Source organism: Bradyrhizobium sp. LB14.3 (genome assembly GCF_040547985.1).
GTDB lineage: Bacteria > Pseudomonadota > Alphaproteobacteria > Rhizobiales > Xanthobacteraceae > Bradyrhizobium.
This window is the reverse complement of record NZ_JBEPQT010000005.1, coordinates 1-16,440: the sequence shown is the minus strand read 5'-3', so window position 1 is coordinate 16,440 and position 16,440 is coordinate 1. Positions and strand designations below refer to the sequence as shown.

Annotated in this window: 17 protein-coding genes and 1 riboswitch; of the genes, 14 read left to right on the top strand and 3 right to left on the bottom strand. The window is 62.9% G+C overall.

The genetic code is table 11. The features are described 5' to 3' along the window. The first annotated feature begins 217 nt into the window (after positions 1-217). The 3 genes from ABIB00_RS12680 to ABIB00_RS12670 all read left to right on the top strand — a co-directional run bounded on the left by ABIB00_RS12680 (position 218) and on the right by ABIB00_RS12670 (position 3,689). A complete protein-coding gene (locus ABIB00_RS12680; RefSeq protein ID WP_247442647.1) occupies positions 218-1,480 on the top strand; it encodes an ABC transporter permease in 1,263 nt (420 codons plus the stop codon). Then, positions 1,477-2,307: an ABC transporter permease gene (locus ABIB00_RS12675; RefSeq protein ID WP_354104564.1), complete on the top strand. Its 831-nt coding sequence runs from the start codon at positions 1,477-1,479 to the stop codon at positions 2,305-2,307. The genes ABIB00_RS12680 and ABIB00_RS12675 overlap by 4 nt, the downstream gene beginning before the upstream one ends. A gap of 167 nt (positions 2,308-2,474) precedes the next feature. After that, positions 2,475-3,689: an ABC transporter substrate-binding protein gene (locus ABIB00_RS12670; RefSeq protein WP_247442650.1), complete on the top strand. Its 1,215-nt coding sequence runs from the start codon at positions 2,475-2,477 to the stop codon at positions 3,687-3,689. Positions 3,690-3,885: 196 nt separating this feature from the next. Here ABIB00_RS12670 and ABIB00_RS12665 read toward each other — a convergent pair whose 3' ends face one another. Together ABIB00_RS12665 and ABIB00_RS12660 are read right to left on the bottom strand one after the other, a co-directional pair. Next, on the bottom strand, positions 3,886-4,419 hold the full coding sequence (locus ABIB00_RS12665; protein ID WP_354104563.1) for a PRC-barrel domain-containing protein: 534 nt from the start codon (positions 4,417-4,419) through the stop codon (positions 3,886-3,888). A 212-nt stretch (positions 4,420-4,631) separates the two neighbouring features. Next, the gene (locus ABIB00_RS12660; protein ID WP_247347793.1) at positions 4,632-5,213 is read right to left on the bottom strand and encodes a hypothetical protein; all 582 of its coding nucleotides are present in this window, start codon (positions 5,211-5,213) and stop codon (positions 4,632-4,634) included. A gap of 180 nt (positions 5,214-5,393) precedes the next feature. On the opposite strand from ABIB00_RS12660, the gene ABIB00_RS12655 reads away from it, so the two are divergent. Beyond that, positions 5,394-6,149, top strand: coding sequence for a response regulator (locus tag ABIB00_RS12655; protein ID WP_354104562.1), 756 nt, complete (start codon positions 5,394-5,396; stop codon positions 6,147-6,149). A 1-nt stretch (position 6,150) separates the two neighbouring features. Further along, positions 6,151-7,476: an ATP-binding protein gene (locus tag ABIB00_RS12650; protein WP_354104561.1), complete on the top strand. Its 1,326-nt coding sequence runs from the start codon at positions 6,151-6,153 to the stop codon at positions 7,474-7,476. Between the two features lie 2 nt (positions 7,477-7,478). Here ABIB00_RS12650 and ABIB00_RS12645 read toward each other — a convergent pair whose 3' ends face one another. Beyond that, entirely contained in the window at positions 7,479-7,694 is a 216-nt protein-coding gene (locus ABIB00_RS12645) for a hypothetical protein (RefSeq protein ID WP_354104560.1), read from the bottom strand. Between the two features lie 238 nt (positions 7,695-7,932). Here ABIB00_RS12645 and ABIB00_RS12640 point away from each other — a divergent pair, with 238 nt between their 5' ends. The 9 genes from ABIB00_RS12640 (at position 7,933) to ABIB00_RS12600 (ending at position 16,117) form a co-directional block, all read left to right on the top strand. Then, on the top strand, positions 7,933-8,466 hold the full coding sequence (locus tag ABIB00_RS12640) for a transglycosylase SLT domain-containing protein (RefSeq protein ID WP_354104559.1): 534 nt from the start codon (positions 7,933-7,935) through the stop codon (positions 8,464-8,466). Between the two features lie 178 nt (positions 8,467-8,644). Continuing rightward, positions 8,645-8,773, top strand: a riboswitch (TPP riboswitch). After that, entirely contained in the window at positions 8,761-9,771 is a 1,011-nt protein-coding gene (locus tag ABIB00_RS12635; RefSeq protein WP_354104558.1) for an FAD-dependent oxidoreductase, read from the top strand. It overlaps the preceding riboswitch by 13 nt. Positions 9,772-9,778: 7 nt before the next feature. Next, positions 9,779-9,976 carry a sulfur carrier protein ThiS gene (thiS, locus tag ABIB00_RS12630; RefSeq protein ID WP_247442660.1) on the top strand — a complete coding sequence of 66 codons (198 nt, stop codon included), beginning with the start codon at positions 9,779-9,781 and terminating at the stop codon, positions 9,974-9,976. A 172-nt stretch (positions 9,977-10,148) separates the two neighbouring features. Then, positions 10,149-10,931 (top strand): thiazole synthase, encoded by a 783-nt coding sequence (locus ABIB00_RS12625; RefSeq protein ID WP_354104557.1) that lies wholly within the window; start codon positions 10,149-10,151, stop codon positions 10,929-10,931. After that, complete coding sequence (locus tag ABIB00_RS12620; protein WP_354104556.1) at positions 10,918-11,526, top strand: thiamine phosphate synthase; 609 nt, start codon at positions 10,918-10,920, stop codon at positions 11,524-11,526. The genes ABIB00_RS12625 and ABIB00_RS12620 overlap by 14 nt, the downstream gene beginning before the upstream one ends. Positions 11,527-11,694: 168 nt before the next feature. Then, complete coding sequence (gene thiC, locus ABIB00_RS12615; protein WP_354104555.1) at positions 11,695-13,593, top strand: phosphomethylpyrimidine synthase ThiC; 1,899 nt, start codon at positions 11,695-11,697, stop codon at positions 13,591-13,593. A 4-nt stretch (positions 13,594-13,597) separates the two neighbouring features. Then, a complete protein-coding gene (locus ABIB00_RS12610) occupies positions 13,598-14,113 on the top strand; it encodes an ATPase (RefSeq protein ID WP_354104554.1) in 516 nt (171 codons plus the stop codon). A 2-nt stretch (positions 14,114-14,115) separates the two neighbouring features. Next, the gene (locus tag ABIB00_RS12605; protein ID WP_354104553.1) at positions 14,116-15,477 is read left to right on the top strand and encodes a toll/interleukin-1 receptor domain-containing protein; all 1,362 of its coding nucleotides are present in this window, start codon (positions 14,116-14,118) and stop codon (positions 15,475-15,477) included. A 103-nt stretch (positions 15,478-15,580) separates the two neighbouring features. Continuing rightward, positions 15,581-16,117 carry a mismatch-specific DNA-glycosylase gene (locus tag ABIB00_RS12600; RefSeq protein ID WP_354104552.1) on the top strand — a complete coding sequence of 179 codons (537 nt, stop codon included), beginning with the start codon at positions 15,581-15,583 and terminating at the stop codon, positions 16,115-16,117. Positions 16,118-16,440 lie beyond the last annotated feature (323 nt).

Genomic DNA, 16,440 nt, shown 5'->3' with positions numbered 1-16,440 from the left:
CAGTTTCGTCGCGGCCATCCTTCGAGACGCCCGCCTTAGGCGGGCTCCTCAGGATGAGGACGGAGTGCGCGGCAGCGACTTCAGAGAGCCTCATCCCGAGGAGACCGCGAAGCGGTCGTCTCGAAGGACGAGGCGCTTGCTCAGGTTGCTCCGAAAGGCCACACGCCATTGCCACAGCCAAAATGGCGAGAGATGTCCGGTCACAGTGGGGCTCCCGGTGACGTCAGCCTCCTCAACCGGCGCCGATGCGTTGGCCACGGTGCCGCTCAAGCGCCGCCTGAAGCGGGCGGAGCGCGCGCGCCAGATCAGGGCGTTGGCACTGATTCTGCCGCTTCTGCTGTTTCTGCTCTTCACCTTCGCGGGCCCGATCGCCGGCATGCTGTGGCGCTCGGTCGATGACAGGGAGGTGCGCCGGGTTCTGCCTCAAACGGTCGCTGCTCTCGCCAACTGGGACGGCAAGGACCTGCCGGACGAAAAGGCCTACGCGGCATTGGCGAACGACATCCTGGCGGCGCGCGCCTCCGGCACCATCGCCATTGCGGCCAAGCGGCTCAACTACGCACTGAACGGCTTCCGCACGATCCTGACCAGCACAGCACGCAATCTGAAGGCGGAGCCGGAGCCCGGAACGGCCAGGGAGGCGCTGGGCAAGATCAACCCGGCCTGGCGCGAACGCACCACCTGGACGACGATCAAGGACGCCAGTGGCCCGACGACCGGCTTCTACCTTCTGTCGGCCCTCGACCTGACGCGGAACGTGGACGGCGCGATCGTCGCCGCCCCACCGGATCAGGCCATCTACCGCAACGTTTTCGCCCGCACCTTCATCATCAGCCTTAGCGTCACGGCGCTTTGCCTGATCCTTGGCTTCCCGGTCGCCTACCTGTTGGCGACGCTGCCGCCGGGCCGGTCCAATCTGCTGATGATCTTCGTCCTGCTGCCGTTCTGGACGTCGCTTCTGGTTCGCACCTGTGCCTGGATCGTCTTGTTGCAGAGCAAAGGCGTCGTGAACGACGGCCTGCTCTGGCTTGGCATCATCGACGCGCCGTTGCGCCTGATCTACAACCGCTTCGGTGTCTGCGTGGCAATGACCCACGTTCTCTTGCCGTTCATGATCCTGCCGCTGTACAGCAGCATGAAGGCGATCTCGCCTGCTTACATGCGTGCCGCCGCCTCGCTCGGTGCGCCACCGGCCACAGCCTTCCTGCGGATCTATCTGCCTCAAACCCTGCCCGGCATCGGCGCGGGAAGCCTGCTCGTCTTCATCCTGGCGCTCGGCTACTACATCACGCCGGCACTCGTCGGGGGCGCCGCCGATCAAATGATCAGCTACTTCATCGCGCTCTACACGACCGAGACCGCCAATTGGGGCCTTGCTTCGGCGTTGGGTGCGGTTCTGCTGCTCGCCACTGTTCTGCTCGCTCTCGTCTACGGAAAGCTGGTGCAGGGCCAGCAGGTCACGGGAGGGATGAAGAATTGAGCAATAGTCCCTCCCTCCGCACGCCCGGCCAGCGCATCGCGTGGACCACGACCATCGTGATCTCCACGCTGGTGTTCATCTTCCTGATCGCGCCGATCCTGGCGATCATGCCGCTGTCCTTCAGCTCGGGTTCCTACCTGACCTATCCGCTGCCGGGCCTCTCCTTGCGCTGGTATGACGACTTCATCAATTCGCCGCGTTGGATGAATTCGCTGAAGAACAGCATGATCATCGGTGTCGCCTCGACCCTGCTGTCCATGGCGCTTGGCACGCTGGCCGCGCTGGGCCTGGCGCAGTGGAACAGCCGGTTCAAACCGCTCGTGCTGGCGTTCGTGTTGTCGCCGGTCGTCGTGCCCGGTGTCATCACCGCGGTCGGCCTGTATTTCTTCTTCGCACCGATCGGACTGACCGGTACTTATCTCGGCCTGATCCTGGCCCACACCGCGCTGGCGACGCCCTTCGTGGTGATCACGGTCGGCGCGACGCTGCAAAGCTTCGACACCAATTTGGCGCGCGCCGCCGCCTCGCTTGGCGCCTCGCCGCTTTACGCGTTCCGCCGCGTGATCCTGCCGCTGATCCTGCCCGGCCTGGCGTCGGGGGCGTTGTTCGCATTCGCGACCAGCTTCGATGAGGTGGTGATCGTGCTGTTCATGGCAGGTCCCGAGCAGCGCACCCTGCCGCGCGAGATGTTCAGCGGCATCCGCGAGAACATCAGCCCGACCATCACGGCAGCGGCGGTGATTCTGACGACGGTATCGGTCATCCTCCTCGCCACACTGGAAGGCTTGCGCCGACGCAACGACCGGCTCAAGGGCAGCAGCGTTTGATCGGCGGGGTTCTCTTCCTGCCCCCCTTGTGGGAGAAGGTAAACACCGCAGCCCCCTACTTTTTCTCAACCCTCCTCACACATCCCTGGCTTTGCCCCCGCGACGGTTTGTCGGTAGAACAATCCCCGCAACAAAGCCCAAACAACAAGACTGAGGGAGAAAACGATATGCAGAAACTCATCGCCGCCGTCGCGGCCGGCTTCGCCATCGCCGCGACCTGCGGCGCGGCGCAGGCGCAGATTTCCGACGACGTCGTCAAGATCGGCGTGCTCACGGACATGTCGAGCCTCTATGCGGACGCGACCGGCAAGGGCTCGCTTGCCGCCGTCGAGATGGCGGTCGCCGATTATGGCGCCAAGGTCGCCGGCAAGCCCGTGCAGGTGGTCGCCGCCGATCACCAGAACAAGCCTGATGTCGGCGTCAACATCGCCCGCAACTGGTACGACAACGACAAGGTCGACGCGATCTTCGATGTGCCGACGTCCTCGGTGGCGCTGCCGATCTCGGCGCTGACGCGCGAGAAGAACAAGATCCACATCAATTCCGGCGGCGGCTCGTCCGATATCACGGGCGTCGCCTGCTCGCCCAACACCGTGCACTGGACCTACGACACCTACGCGCTGTCGAACGTCGCCGGCAAGGCGATGGTGAAGCGCGGCGAGGACACCTGGTTCTTCGTCACCGCCGACTACGCCTTCGGCATGGCGCTGCAACGCGACGCCGCCAACGTGGTCAAGGAGAGCGGCGGCAAGGTGCTCGGCGAGGTCCGCCACCCGCTCAACTCGTCGGACTTCTCCTCCTTCCTGCTCCAGGCCCAGGCCTCCAAGGCCAAGGTGGTCGCGCTGGCCAACGCCGGCGGCGACACCACCAATGCGCTGAAACAGGCGGCCGAGTTCGGCCTGACGCAGGGCGGCCAGAAGATGATCGCCTTGCTCATGGAGATCACCGACGTTCATTCGCTCGGCATCAAGTCGACGCAAGGCCTGATCATCACCGACGCGTTCTACTGGGACACAAACGAGGAGACGCGCGCCTTCTCGAAGCGCTTCAACGAGAAGGTCGGTCACATGCCGACCATGATCCAGGCCGGCCTCTATTCGGCGACGATGCATTATCTGAAGGCGATCGAGGCCATCAAGACCGACGAGGCGCCGAAGGTGATGGAACAGATGCGTGCCACGCCGGTCAACGACTTCTTCGCCAAGAACGGCAAGATCCGCATCGACGGCCGCATGGTCCACGATATGTATCTGTTCGAGGTCAAGAAGCCCGAGGAGTCCAAGGGCGAGTGGGACCTCTACAAGCTGATCGCCACCGTGCCCGGCGACGAAGCCTTCCGCCCGCTCGACAAGGGCGGCTGCCCGCTGGTGAAGGGGAACTAGGGACAGCTAACCGGCCGGCGTCAATTCCTCATCCTGAAGGAGCGCGTCTTCGTGCGTCTCGGAGGATGAAGGCCCGGCCGGTGGCCTCGCCCTTCGAGACGCGCGCAAAAAGCGCGCTCCTCAGGATGAGGGTCAACAGCTCGCAATGACGCAAAAAGACACGACAGCGCGCCCGGTGAAAACCGGGCGCGCTTCGTTACTCCGAGTACTTGAACTCGGGCATCTTCTTCAGATCGTCCTTGCTCGCATTGAACACGGCGTGGTCCGGATACCACTTCGAGCCTGACGACGCCGTCGCAGTCTTGTCGGTGCCGGTCGCAGCGCCCGTGGTGGTGGTCGACTTGCTCATCGTGCCGGGTCCGCCCGGAGCCGTACCGGCGCCGGAATAGGCCACCGCCTCATTGACGAATTTCAGCTTCTCGTACGGAACGGCGACGAGATGCTCGCCCATGCCGAGAAAGCCGCCGACGCCGATCACGGCGATCTTGATCGCACCCCCTTTGTCCATCAGCAGGTCGTTGATCGAGCCGATGTTCTCGTTGGCGTCGTTGTAGATCTTCAGGCCCGCCATCTTCGATGCGCGCCACTCACCCGACGCCGTCGTACTTGTCGTCGTCGCGGTGCTTGCCGCGGTTGGCGACTTGTCGGTGGTAGTCGGGTTTTGCGCAAATGCAACGGTCGCAAACAGTGCCGTGCCGGCAAGGCCGGCGGCGATCGATTTCATCAACATGGTGTCCTCTCCTTCAGCAGAAACTTGTGCGGAGAGAACAAATACGATCACCGGCAGTTCCTGAGCTACGGCAATTTCGTTGCGCAATTGCGCTGCGTTGCGACGAAAGTTCCTGCGTCGCACAGGAACGTTGCGCGGTTCCCACCGACGATCTTGCGCCCTGGGATGTAGCACAATCGCGGCGAAGAACGCGCCGACCTGCGTCGCTCAGGTCAGCTCTTGTAATCGATCAGCAGCGCAGAAAAATCCGAACTGCTCGGCGAGCTCGTCGTGCTGCCATTGGTGCCGTAAGACGAACTCGATGACGATTGCGACTGCTGCAGCGCCTCGAGGAACTGCTTGAGGATATCGGCCGTGGTGGAAGTGGTCGACGTGCTGCTGGTCGAGTCCGCCGACGACGAATCCGAAGAGCTGTCATCCGGCGGCGGACCGGGCGGCGGCCCTCCGGCACCACCGGGACCGCCGGCACCGCCGGGGCCATTGGCGAAGGCGGACTGAAACACGTTCTTCAGCTCGTCGGCCTGGTCCGAGGTCAGCGTCCCGTTCGACACCTCGTTCGAGATGAGGTCGTCGATCTTCGACTTCATGTCGTCCTTGGAGGGACGCGTGCCGCTCGACTGGTCGCTCGATCGGCTCTGCTGGAGCGCTGTGTCGATGTCGGTCAGCGCCGTCGAGAGCGCCGACTGATCCGACGACGAGACCGCGCCGGCGGAAACTTCAGATTGCAGCTCTTGCTGCAGCTTTTGCAGGGGAGACTGGTGGGTACCGGCGGAGGCCGCCGAAATCGAGGTCATGATGGCTCCGGGCTTTTTGCGGGGTTTCTTGAGTGACTCCGCCACGGTATGGTTAACGGCCTTAACGAGACCTTGCCGCTCCACTGCCGGGTGATGTCGTGGTGTTGCGGCAAAGGCCGTGGAAACAAACTGAAACAAAAATCTTCGCCTTTTGGCCCGAATCTTGGACAAACAAAGCGCATGGCCATTCCCAATCCCAACATCCTGGTCGTCGAAGACGACCGCGAAACCCGGACGTTGATTGCGAAATACCTGCGCAACAACGCCTGCAACGTCACCGCCGTGAGCGACGGCCGCGAGATGTCGCGCGCCATGGCCGATCTCCGCGTCGACCTCATCATCCTCGACGTCATGCTGCCCGGCGAGGACGGCCTCAGCCTGTGCCGCAAGGTGCGCGCGAAGGCGCAGACGCCGATCATCATGCTGACCGCACGCGGCGAGGACATCGACCGCATCGTCGGCCTCGAGATGGGCGCGGACGACTATCTGGCGAAACCGTTCAACCCCCGCGAGCTGCTCGCCCGCATCAACGCGGTGCTGCGTCGCCAGGCGTCCGCACAAGCCGCAAGCTCGATCGAAGGCGCCAGCACGCTCGACTTCGAGGGCTGGCGCATCGATCTGCGCTTGCGCGAGCTGCGCAATCCCGAAGGCGCGCGCGTCGCGGTGACCAGCGCCGAGTTCGATCTGCTGCGGACGTTCTGCGAGCGGCCCGGTCGCGTGCTGTCGCGCGACAGCCTGCTCGACCTCACGCAGGGGCGCAACGCCGGCTCGTTCGAACGCTCGATCGACGTGCTGGTCAGCCGCATTCGCCGCAAGATCGAGCCCAACCCAGCCGATCCGACCATCATCAAGACGGTGCGCTCCGGCGGCTATCTGTTCACGCCAAGAACTGAAGCGGTGAGAACGGAAGCGGCCGCGGCAGCCTTGAGCATCTGACATGCGGCTTTTGGGATTTTTCCATCTCAGGAGCATCAGCGGCCAGATCGCCGCGCTCGTCGTGGTGTCCATCGTCGCGCTTCATCTCATCATCACGGCGGGTTTTCTGATTACGCGGCCGGACCGCGCGGTAGCGCCGCCGGACAGCGAGCATGAACTGGCGAATGCCGCGCTGCTGCTGTCCGCGGCCGACGCGAGCGAGCGGCCGCGCCTTCTCGCCGACATCGCGCGCGCCTTTCCGGATCTGCGGGTCGAAGCGATCGCGCCCGGCTCCGTGACGCCCAACGGCGACAGCGAAGGCCCGCATTTGCACGGCATGCGCGGCCATCTCGGTGAGGGCTACAAGATCGTCACGCTGGCTCCGAACAACGGCTCGTCCCGGATCGGCATCCAGCTGCCTGACGGCACAACCATCGCTGGCCATATTGAGCGGGGACGGCCGGGCTGGTTCTGGGGCAATCCCTGGATTTCGACGCTGCTATCTGCCGTGATCAGCGTGACGCTGCTTGGCGTATGGGCCGCCCATGCGCTCGCCGCGCCGCTGTCGTCGTTTGCAAAGGCGGCCGAAAGCTTCAGCCTGGACGGGGCGGCCGACCCGCTGCCCGAGCGCGGCCCGGAGGAGATCCGCTCGGTCGCGCGCGCGCTGAACCGCATGCACGAGCGGATCGCGCGGCTGATGTCGGACCGCACCAGGATGCTCGCGGCGATCAGCCACGATCTGCGCACACCGATCACGCGGCTGCGCCTGCGCGCCGAGTTCATCGAGGACGAAGGCAACCGCAAGCGCATGCTGATCGATCTCGACCAGATGCGCTCGATGCTGGAATCCGTGCTGTCGCTCCTGCGCAACGACCGCAAGGTCGAGGCGGTGACGCTGGTCGACATCGCGAGCACGCTGCAGCTCATCGCCGACCAGTTCGGCGACATGGGCCATGTCGTGCACTATGACGGCCCGCTATCTGCGACCGCCGCGGCGCGGCCCGATGATCTGCATCGCGGCGTCACCAATCTCGTCGAGAACGCCGTGCGCTTCGGCGCCGAAGTGACGATCCGCCTCGACATATCGGGCACCAAACTCGTCATCGACATCGAGGACGACGGTCCCGGCATTTCGGACGCGCGCAAGCAGGAGATGCTGGAGCCGTTCGTGCGCGGCGATGATGCGCGCACCATGGACGATTCCACCGGCTTCGGGCTCGGCCTGTCGATCGCCCGGGCGATCGCGGTCGCCCATGGCGGCGAGCTGTCGCTGCACGACCGCGAACCGCACGGGCTGATCGTGCGGATGCAATTGCCGGTGTGGCAACAGCCGCGGCTGGCCGCCTAACCTTACGCCGCGAGCGGCGGGTGCTCGACTTCCATCTCCTCAAAGATTGCCATCGCCTCGAAACGATAGCCGCAGGCGCTGCAATTCCAGAGATATGAGATGCGCCCCTCGCCCGGCTCGATCCAGTCGGGCTGCGCGATCGGCGTGCCGCATTGGGCACAGGGATTATGTCTGGGGATGTCTCCGATGTGTGCCTTCACCACGTTTGCTTTTGTCATGGCACCTCTCCCGATTTGCGCCGCTCTCATACTCGCTTTCGCGCCCGCACGCGAATAGACAGGCCCGCTGTCGCGAATGGCGGCTTCATCTGCCTGTAACCCCTACGCCGGTCTTGCGTCGGAATGACGGCTCTGCGCTGCAAAATGGGTAATCGGCGGCGTTTCGCCACATCATCGCCGCGTTCAAGCGTCCTAACGGTTCCAGTGCAGGTTACCCAAGGACCCCGGGGGATATCTGATGAAAATTTTACGTATTGCCGCCCTGCTTGCGGCCGGACTGACGTTGCAGCAGGCCGCATTCGCGGGCGAAGCGGAGTACGCCGAGATGGTCGCGGCCCATGCGCGCGCCAACGGCGTGCCGGAAGCGCTGGTGCACCGCGTGATCATGCGCGAGAGCCGCTATCAGCCCGGCCTGGTCGGTCATGGCGGCACCATCGGGCTGATGCAGATCAAGCTCGCGACCGCCCGCGGTGTCGGCTACACCGGCGATGCCGCAGGCCTGCGCGATCCCAACACCAACCTCACCTATGCCGTCAAATACCTCGCCGGCGCCTATCACGCCGCCAATGGCGATCACGCCCGAGCCGTGCGTTATTTCGCGGGCGGCTATTACTATGTCGCAAAGCGGCAGCGGCAGGAGGTCGTCCAGGTCGCCAATACGGGCGACCCTTGGCTCGAGCCGAACGGCAATCCGCAGCCGATGTTCGGCACCGTGCCGCACCGAAAGCTCGCCCAGCGCGTCGGCAACGCCCGGGCGCAGGCGCCCAGGTAGCTCTCCGTGTCCCGGACGCGCTGCAGCGTGCAACGCTGCTGCGCAAAGCCGGGACCCAGCCTACTCCCACAGCAATGGGCCCCGGCTCAGCAGCGCATCACTGCGTGCTGCGCCGCGTTCGGAGCACGAGGAGTTCCCGCCAAACGCGTTGACACAGCCCGTCACTGGCATACATTAGAGCCGTTCCGAGGGGTGCTCCGAGGAGGAGCTGAGATACCGCTAAATGGGCCAAACGGCCCAGGACCGCGGTGACCCTTTGAACCTGATCCGGGTCATGCCGGCGAAGGGACAGGGATGTTGCAGACGACCAAACGACCGGATTCTTCGATATCCATCATCGGCGCAGGCATTGCGGGCGCGTGGCAGGCCTTGTTGTTCGCGCAGGCCGGCCACGCCGTCACCTTGCACGAGCGCGGTGACGCCGAAATGACCGATGCCACCAGCCATTGGGCCGGCGGCATGCTCGCGCCTTATTGCGAGGCGGAAGTTTCCGAGCCGATCATCTCCAGGCTCGGCCTGCGCTCGCTCGACATCTGGCGGCGCGAGCTGCCTGATACCCCCTTCAACGGCTCGCTGGTCGTCGCCCATCCGCGCGAGCGCAACGATTTTGAGCGCTTTGCCCGGATGACCGAGGGCCATCGCCGGCTCGATGCCGCCAGTCTTGCCCAGCTCGAGCCGTCGCTCGAAGGCCGCTTCCGCGACGCGCTGTTTTTTCCGACCGAAGGCCATGTCGAGCCGCGCCGCGTGCTGCCGAAACTGCACGAGCGCATCCGCGCCGCCGGCGGCACCATCAAGTTCGACAGCGACGTTTCCGCCGGGGATCTCGACGGCATCGTGATCGACTGCCGCGGCCTTTCTGCGCGCGACGATCAGCCTGACTTGCGCGGCGTCAAGGGCGAGATGATCCTGATCGAAACGGACGAGGTGCAGCTTGCGCGCCCCGTGCGGCTGATCCATCCGCGCTGGCCGCTCTACGTGATCCCGCGCGAGGACAATCTGTTCATGCTGGGCGCGACCTCGATCGAGGCCGAGGACACCGGCGTCAGCGTGCGCTCGGCGCTGGAGCTGCTCGGCGCGGCCTATGCCGTGCATCCCGCCTTCGGCGAGGCCCGCATCGTCGAATTCGGCTCCGGCCTTCGTCCGGCTTTCCCCGACAATCTGCCGCGGATCGGCATTCGCGGCGGCAAGATCAGTGTGAACGGGCTCTACCGCCACGGATTCCTGATCGCACCTGTTCTGGCCGAACTGACGCTCGCCTATATCGAGCGCGGCCAGATCGACAATGAGGTGATGCAATGCGCGTGATCGTCCAATGCTTGTGATCGTTAACGGCGAGCATCGCGAGATAAACTCGGCCAGCGTCGACGCGCTGCTGAGCGAGCTCGACTACGAGGGCACCCATTTCGCGATCGCGCTGAACTACGACGTCGTGCCGAAGAGCCGCTGGGCCGAGACCCACCTTAAAGCCGGCGACGAGATCGAGATCATCACGCCGCGGCAGGGAGGATGAGGATGGTGGCGAAATCTGCATCCACAAATTCCACCGTCATCCTGAGGCGCGAGCCGTCTTCGGCTCGCCTCGAAGGATTGCCGCACCCCGTGGCTATCATCCTTCGAGGCGCGCAAGTGCGCGCACCTCAGGATGACGGTCTGTGCAAGTCGCCTGCAAGGAAATTGAAACCATGGTGACCTTCTACGGCAAAACCTTCGCCTCCCGCCTGCTGATCGGCAGCGCGCTCTATCCTTCGCCTGCGATCATGCAGTCGGCGATCCGCGCCTCGGGCTCGAGCATCGTCACGGTGTCGCTGCGGCGCGAATCCGCCGGCGGCAAGAGCGGCGATGCGTTCTGGAAGCTGATCCGCGAGCTCGACGTGACAGTGCTGCCGAACACCGCCGGCTGCCGCAGCGTGCGCGAAGCGGTGACGACGGCAAAGCTCGCGCGCGAATTGTTTGCGACGTCCTGGATCAAGCTCGAAGTGATCGCCGACAACGACACGCTGCAGCCCGACGTCGTCGGCCTGGTCGAGGCCGCCGCCATCCTGATCAAGGACGGCTTCGAGGTGTTCCCCTATTGCACCGAAGATCTTTCGGTTGCGAACCGGCTGGTCGATGCCGGCTGCCAGGTGGTGATGCCGTGGGCCGCCCCGATCGGCAGCGCAAAAGGCATCACCAACCGCGACGCGCTAAAACTGATGCGCGAGCGGCTGCCCGATATCACGCTGGTGGTCGACGCCGGCATCGGCGCGCCGTCGCACGCGGCCGAGGCGCTCGAGCTCGGCTACGACGCCGTGCTGCTCAACACCGCCATTGCAAAAGCCGCCGATCCCGTCGCCATGGCCAACGCCTTCCGCCTCGGCGTCGAGGCCGGCCGCACCGCATACGAAGCCGGGCTGATGAACGCCCGCGATTTCGCCTCCCCCTCCACCCCTGTCGTTGGGACCCCGTTCTGGCATGCCGAATCCTGATCCGTTCTATCCCGTCGTCGACAGCCTCGCCTGGGTCGAGCGCCTGACCAAGCTCGGCGTCGGCACCATCCAGCTGCGCGCGAAAGATCTCGACGATTCGCAGGCGCTGCAAATCGTCAGCGACGCGCTGGCGATCACGAACGGCACGCAAGCCAAGCTGGTCGTGAACGATTACTGGCGCGCGGCGATCGTCGCTGGTGCAAAATACCTGCATCTCGGCCAGGAGGACCTTGCGGACGCCGACCTCAAATCCATCCGCGAGGCCGGCCTGTCGCTCGGCGTCTCCACCCATGACGAGGACGAGCTTGCGACCGCGCTTGCCGCCGAGCCCGACTATGTCGCGCTGGGCCCGATCTTCTTCACCACGCTGAAGTCGATGCGCTTCGAACCGCAGGGCATTCCAAAGATCACGGAGTGGAAAAGGCGCATCGGCCCCATCCCGCTGGTCGCGATCGGCGGCATCAAATTCGAGCATGCCGCGGAGATTTTTGCCGCAGGCGCCGATTCCATCGCCGTCGTCAGCGACGTCACCCAGAATGCCGACCCGGATGCGCGGGTGCGGCAATGGCTCGGCCTGTCCGCGGAGGCGGCGTGATGCACGCCCTCTCTCCACACCGTCATTGCGAGGAGCACTTGCGACAAAGCAATCCAGACTGTCTCTGCAGAGAGATTCTGGATTGCTTCGCTGCGCTCGCAATGACGGAGCAAGAATTCACCGCCGTCGCCCAGACGCAAACACATACGAATTAAACCGGAGGATCCCATGAACATCCGCTCCAACCCCGACAAGACCGTCCCCGCCGTCACCACTGGCCCGCTGCCGTCGTCGCGAAAAATCTTCGCGTCCCCGGACGCCGCGCCTGATATCCGCGTGCCCCTGCGCGAGATCATCCTCTCTGAGGGCGCCGGCGAGCCGAACCTGCCGGTCTACGACACCTCGGGCCCCTACACCGATCCGTCCGTGACCATCGACGTCAACGCGGGCCTCGCGCGCGGCCGCAAGGCCTGGGTGCTGGAGCGCGGCGGCGTCGAGGAATATCAGGGCCGGCAGATCAAGCCGGAGGACAACGGCAGCGTCTCCACCGACAAGGCCGCGCGTGCCTTCAGCGCCTATCACCAACCCCTGCGCGGCCTCGACGGCAACATGATCACGCAGCTCGAATTCGCCCGCGCCGGCATCATCACCAAGGAGATGATCTACGTCGCCGCGCGCGAAAATCTCGGCCGCAAGGAGCAGCTCGAGCGCGCGGAAGCAGCGCTCGCCGATGGCGAAAGCTTTGGCGCGGAAGTCCCCGCCTTCATCACCCCGGAGTTCGTGCGAGCTGAGATCGCGCGCGGCCGCGCCATCATCCCCTGCAACATCAATCACTCCGAGCTCGAGCCGATGATCATCGGCCGCAACTTCCTCACCAAGATCAACGCCAATATCGGCAACTCGGCGGTGACGTCATCGGTCGAGGAAGAGGTCGAGAAGATGGTGTGGGCGATCCGCTGGGGCGCCGACACCGTGATGGACCTCTCGACGGGCCGCAACATCCACACCACCCGCGAATGGATTTTGCGCAACGCACCGGTGCCGATCGGCACCGTTCCCATTTATCAGGCGCTGGAGAAGTGCGACGGCGATCCGGTCAAGCTGACCTGGGAGCTCTACAAGGACACGCTGATCGAGCAGTGTGAGCAGGGCGTCGACTATTTCACCATCCACGCCGGCGTCCGCCTCCCCTACATCCACCTCACCGCCAACCGCGTCACCGGCATCGTGTCGCGCGGCGGCTCGATCATGGCGAAGTGGTGCCTCGCGCATCACAAGGAGAGCTTCCTCTACACCCATTTCGACGAGATCTGCGACCTCATGCGCAAATATGACGTCTCGTTCTCGCTCGGCGACGGCCTGCGTCCAGGCTCGATCGCGGACGCCAACGACCGCGCGCAATTCGCCGAACTCGAAACGCTCGGCGAGCTAACGAAGATCGCGTGGGACAAGGGCTGCCAGGTCATGATCGAAGGTCCCGGCCACGTGCCGATGCACAAGATCAAGATCAACATGGACAAGCAGCTCAAGGAATGCGGCGAGGCGCCGTTCTACACCCTCGGGCCCCTGACCACCGACATCGCGCCGGGCTACGACCACATCACCTCGGGCATCGGTGCGGCCATGATCGGCTGGTTCGGCTGCGCCATGCTCTGCTATGTCACGCCGAAGGAGCATCTCGGCCTGCCCGATCGTAACGACGTCAAGGTCGGCGTCATCACCTACAAGATCGCCGCCCACGCCAGCGATCTCGCCAAGGGCCACCCCGCAGCCCAGCTGCGCGACGATGCGCTGTCCCGCGCCCGTTTCGATTTCCGCTGGAGCGACCAGTTCAACCTCGGCCTCGATCCCGACACCGCGAAAAACTTCCACGACGAGACCCTGCCGAAGGAAGCCCACAAGGTCGCCCATTTCTGCTCGATGTGCGGACCGAAGTTCTGCTCGATGAAGATAACGCAGGACGTGCGCGACTACGCCGCGACGCTGAACGATCCGAACGGCGTGGGGATGTCGATGAGCGGAACCGCCGAGGACGGCATGGCCAAGATGAGCGCGAAGTTCAAGGAAATGGGCGAGAACTTGTATCTGGATGCGGAGAAGGTGAAGGAGAGCAATCGGGTGCTCTAGGTTCATGCCAGACCTAATAATTATTGCCGGTCCCAATGGGGCCGGCAAAACGTCGTTTGCGCGTGAATACCTCTCGCAATACGGACTACGCTTCGAATTTATCAACGCTGATGAGATAGCTCGCCGACTGGCTCTGGAGGGAAGAGTACTGGAGAAATCGGATATTCAGGCAGGTAGAGTGATGCTCAAGCGGCTTGACGATCTGGTTAGCCAGAAGCAGGATTTTGCGATCGAAACTACCCTTGCAACTTTGATCTACGCCCCGAAAATCGCGAATTGGCGCAAGCAGGGATACCATGTGGCGCTGGTGTACTTGCGTCTGGGATCCGCAGCAGAGGCGCTTGAGCGCGTCAGGAGGCGCGTTGCTGCGGGCGGCCACGACATTCCCGCTGACGTGATTACAAGGCGATTTGGGAAGAGCAGCAGCTATTTCGAACAAGTATATAAACCAATAGTCGATCAGTGGTACGTGTATGAGAGCCGCGAGGGAGACTTTTCTCCTTCCGAATCTTCGGAATAGCGATGGCCGAAAAGTTAGATACCTCGAAAATCGAAGCCGCACTCGAAAGAGCGGCTCAAAAATCAATGCAAGGTGGACGAGAGGATCGGTCCGGCCGCTTCATGGCGCCTAGGGCATTCATTTCGTATTCTCACGATTCAAATCAACACAAGCAGTGGGTTCTGAAACTCGCATCAGACTTGCGAAGCATGGGCGTTGACGTCGTGCTCGACCAATGGGACCTAGTTCCTGGTCAAGATGTTAGCATGTTTATGCAAAAGGGAATCACGGAAGCCGACTGCGTGGTTCTAGTCTGCTCGGCTCCATACACGTCAAAATCCGAGAAAGGAACGGGAGGCGTCGGCTACGAGCGACTCATTGTTACGGCGGAAGTTGTTCAAGCAATCGATACAATAAAGTTCATTCCGGTCTTGCGCGAGTCCGGCACTACAAAAAGGATCCCATCCTTTTTGGGACCGCGGCTGTACATCGATTTCGAGGACGACAGCGAGTACGAGGTTAAGCTCGTCGAGCTCGCCAGACGAATTCATGGCGCTCCGGCGGTTTCGAAGCCCCCGCTTGGAAAAAATCCGTTCTCGATCGAGGCTAGAGCTGCCCCTTTGCTAGAACCATCCGAAGCGCGAGGAGCAGCGATTCCGACCCTTGATAGCGAATGGTTCACGTTGCAGGAATCCGCCGCGCGAAGCGGCATTCAAAAGCTCAAGCTCGAAGCGAGTATGGAGCTTCGCGCAAGCATTTCATGTCTCTTGGCGAAATCCCAAATTGAGCTACTAAACGCTGTTAAGCACTCCGAAATTCGCACATTCGGCTGGCCAATTGGAGTCACCCTCGAGAACCGTGAAGAATATCGGCCGCGGCCATACGGTGATGGCATCAGAGCAGAAGTTTCAATCGGCCATGAGGAAGAAGAAGGAAGAAAGTCCTACGACTACTGGGCTCTTCGATCGAGCGGTGATTTTTTTCTCCTTCAAAGTCTCTTCGAAGATAGCCGGAGACCGACCGAGATTTTCTTTGATACTCGGATAGTGCGGGTGACTGAAAGCCTGATGTTCATTGAGCGCCTATACACCAAACTAGGGGCTCCTTCCGAATCGCGAGTGAAGGTCCGAGTAACTCACAAAGGTTTCAAAGGACGAACCCTTAGCAGCGCTTCACCCAACCGAAGCCTATTTCGACCTCGAAAGACCGACGAAGAAACTTCTTCCTTTGAATTTTCCGTTACACTTGGAGACATGGAACGCACAAGGGTGGATGACGTCAAGAATATTCTAGCGCCTATGTTTATGCTGTTTGACTACATGGAAATCAACAGCGACGTTTACGCAGACATCGTAAGAAAATTCGAGGCCGGACACGTGAGCTAGCAATCGGCATGTGAGAACTAGTGCGCTGGTGGCTTCCTGAAGGGCTAAAGGGGCAGCCAATGCGAATGCCAGCCATTCCCCATCCCCAAGCTACGGACGTTGATTGATTGCATCTCACCGCCTCCCCGACCAGCTCCGTCCCAACCTCCGCCTCGTCTTCGTCGGCACCGCCGCCAGCACCCGCTCGGCCGAACTCGGGCACTACTACGGCCATCCCGGCAATCGCTTCTGGCGTGCGATCCATGAGGCCGGCATCACGCCGCGGCGCTATCAGCCGGGCGAGTTCGCCGCGCTGCTTGAGCTCGGGATCGGCTTCACCGATCTCTCCAAGTCGGGCGCCGGAATGGATCATCAGATCGAGGCCGCATCGATCGACGTGCCGGCGTTCAGGGCCAAGATCGAGAAATATCGGCCGATGACCATCGCGTTCACGAGCAAGAAGGCTGCGAGCTTGTTTTATGGCAGGCCGTCCAGCGTGATTTCGCTGGGGCGGCAGCAGCGGGATGTGTTTCCGGCGGAGGTGTTCGTGCTGCCCTCGCCGTCCGGCGCCGCGTCCGGGCATTGGACGCTGGAGCCTTGGCGGGAGCTTGCGGCGTGGATCGGTTCGTCGGACGCTCAACACCCACCGACCTCATCCTGAGGAGCCTGCGAAGCAGGCGTCTCGAAGGATGGCCACGGGCGAGGTGCGGGCCTGCATGGTTCGAGACGGCGCTGCGCGCCTCCTCACCATGAGGGTCTGGTTTCGTATCGCGCGAGAAAAATGAGATAACCTGTCGGAATCCGCCCCAGTCGTTCGTCCTCTGGAAGCAAAACCTAAACCAAGCGGCGCACCGCCGCACCATCGTCATTGCGAGGAGCTCTTGCGACGAAGATTCCATGGGGAGTGGATAGCGACCAGGTCTGAGGCCAGACTGAGGTTGCTGAATCACTCAACCTGGAGACAATGATGTTGCTCAATCATCC

What these genes read in the sequence shown, in the direction of transcription:
- ABIB00_RS12670 (WP_247442650.1), top strand. Translation starts at nt 2,475, where the DNA reads ATGCAGAAACTCATCGCCGCCGTCGCGGCCGGCTTCGCCATCGCCGCG.
- ABIB00_RS12665 (WP_354104563.1), bottom strand. Translation starts at nt 4,419, where the DNA reads ATGTTGATGAAATCGATCGCCGCCGGCCTTGCCGGCACGGCACTGTTT.
- ABIB00_RS12660 (WP_247347793.1), bottom strand. Translation starts at nt 5,213, where the DNA reads ATGACCTCGATTTCGGCGGCCTCCGCCGGTACCCACCAGTCTCCCCTG.
- ABIB00_RS12655 (WP_354104562.1), top strand. Translation starts at nt 5,394, where the DNA reads ATGGCCATTCCCAATCCCAACATCCTGGTCGTCGAAGACGACCGCGAA.
- ABIB00_RS12650 (WP_354104561.1), top strand. Translation starts at nt 6,151, where the DNA reads ATGCGGCTTTTGGGATTTTTCCATCTCAGGAGCATCAGCGGCCAGATC.
- ABIB00_RS12645 (WP_354104560.1), bottom strand. Translation starts at nt 7,694, where the DNA reads ATGACAAAAGCAAACGTGGTGAAGGCACACATCGGAGACATCCCCAGA.
- ABIB00_RS12640 (WP_354104559.1), top strand. Translation starts at nt 7,933, where the DNA reads ATGAAAATTTTACGTATTGCCGCCCTGCTTGCGGCCGGACTGACGTTG.
- ABIB00_RS12635 (WP_354104558.1), top strand. Translation starts at nt 8,761, where the DNA reads ATGTTGCAGACGACCAAACGACCGGATTCTTCGATATCCATCATCGGC.
- thiS (WP_247442660.1), top strand. Translation starts at nt 9,779, where the DNA reads ATGCTTGTGATCGTTAACGGCGAGCATCGCGAGATAAACTCGGCCAGC.
- ABIB00_RS12625 (WP_354104557.1), top strand. Translation starts at nt 10,149, where the DNA reads ATGGTGACCTTCTACGGCAAAACCTTCGCCTCCCGCCTGCTGATCGGC.
- ABIB00_RS12620 (WP_354104556.1), top strand. Translation starts at nt 10,918, where the DNA reads ATGCCGAATCCTGATCCGTTCTATCCCGTCGTCGACAGCCTCGCCTGG.
- thiC (WP_354104555.1), top strand. Translation starts at nt 11,695, where the DNA reads ATGAACATCCGCTCCAACCCCGACAAGACCGTCCCCGCCGTCACCACT.
- ABIB00_RS12610 (WP_354104554.1), top strand. Translation starts at nt 13,598, where the DNA reads ATGCCAGACCTAATAATTATTGCCGGTCCCAATGGGGCCGGCAAAACG.
- ABIB00_RS12605 (WP_354104553.1), top strand. Translation starts at nt 14,116, where the DNA reads ATGGCCGAAAAGTTAGATACCTCGAAAATCGAAGCCGCACTCGAAAGA.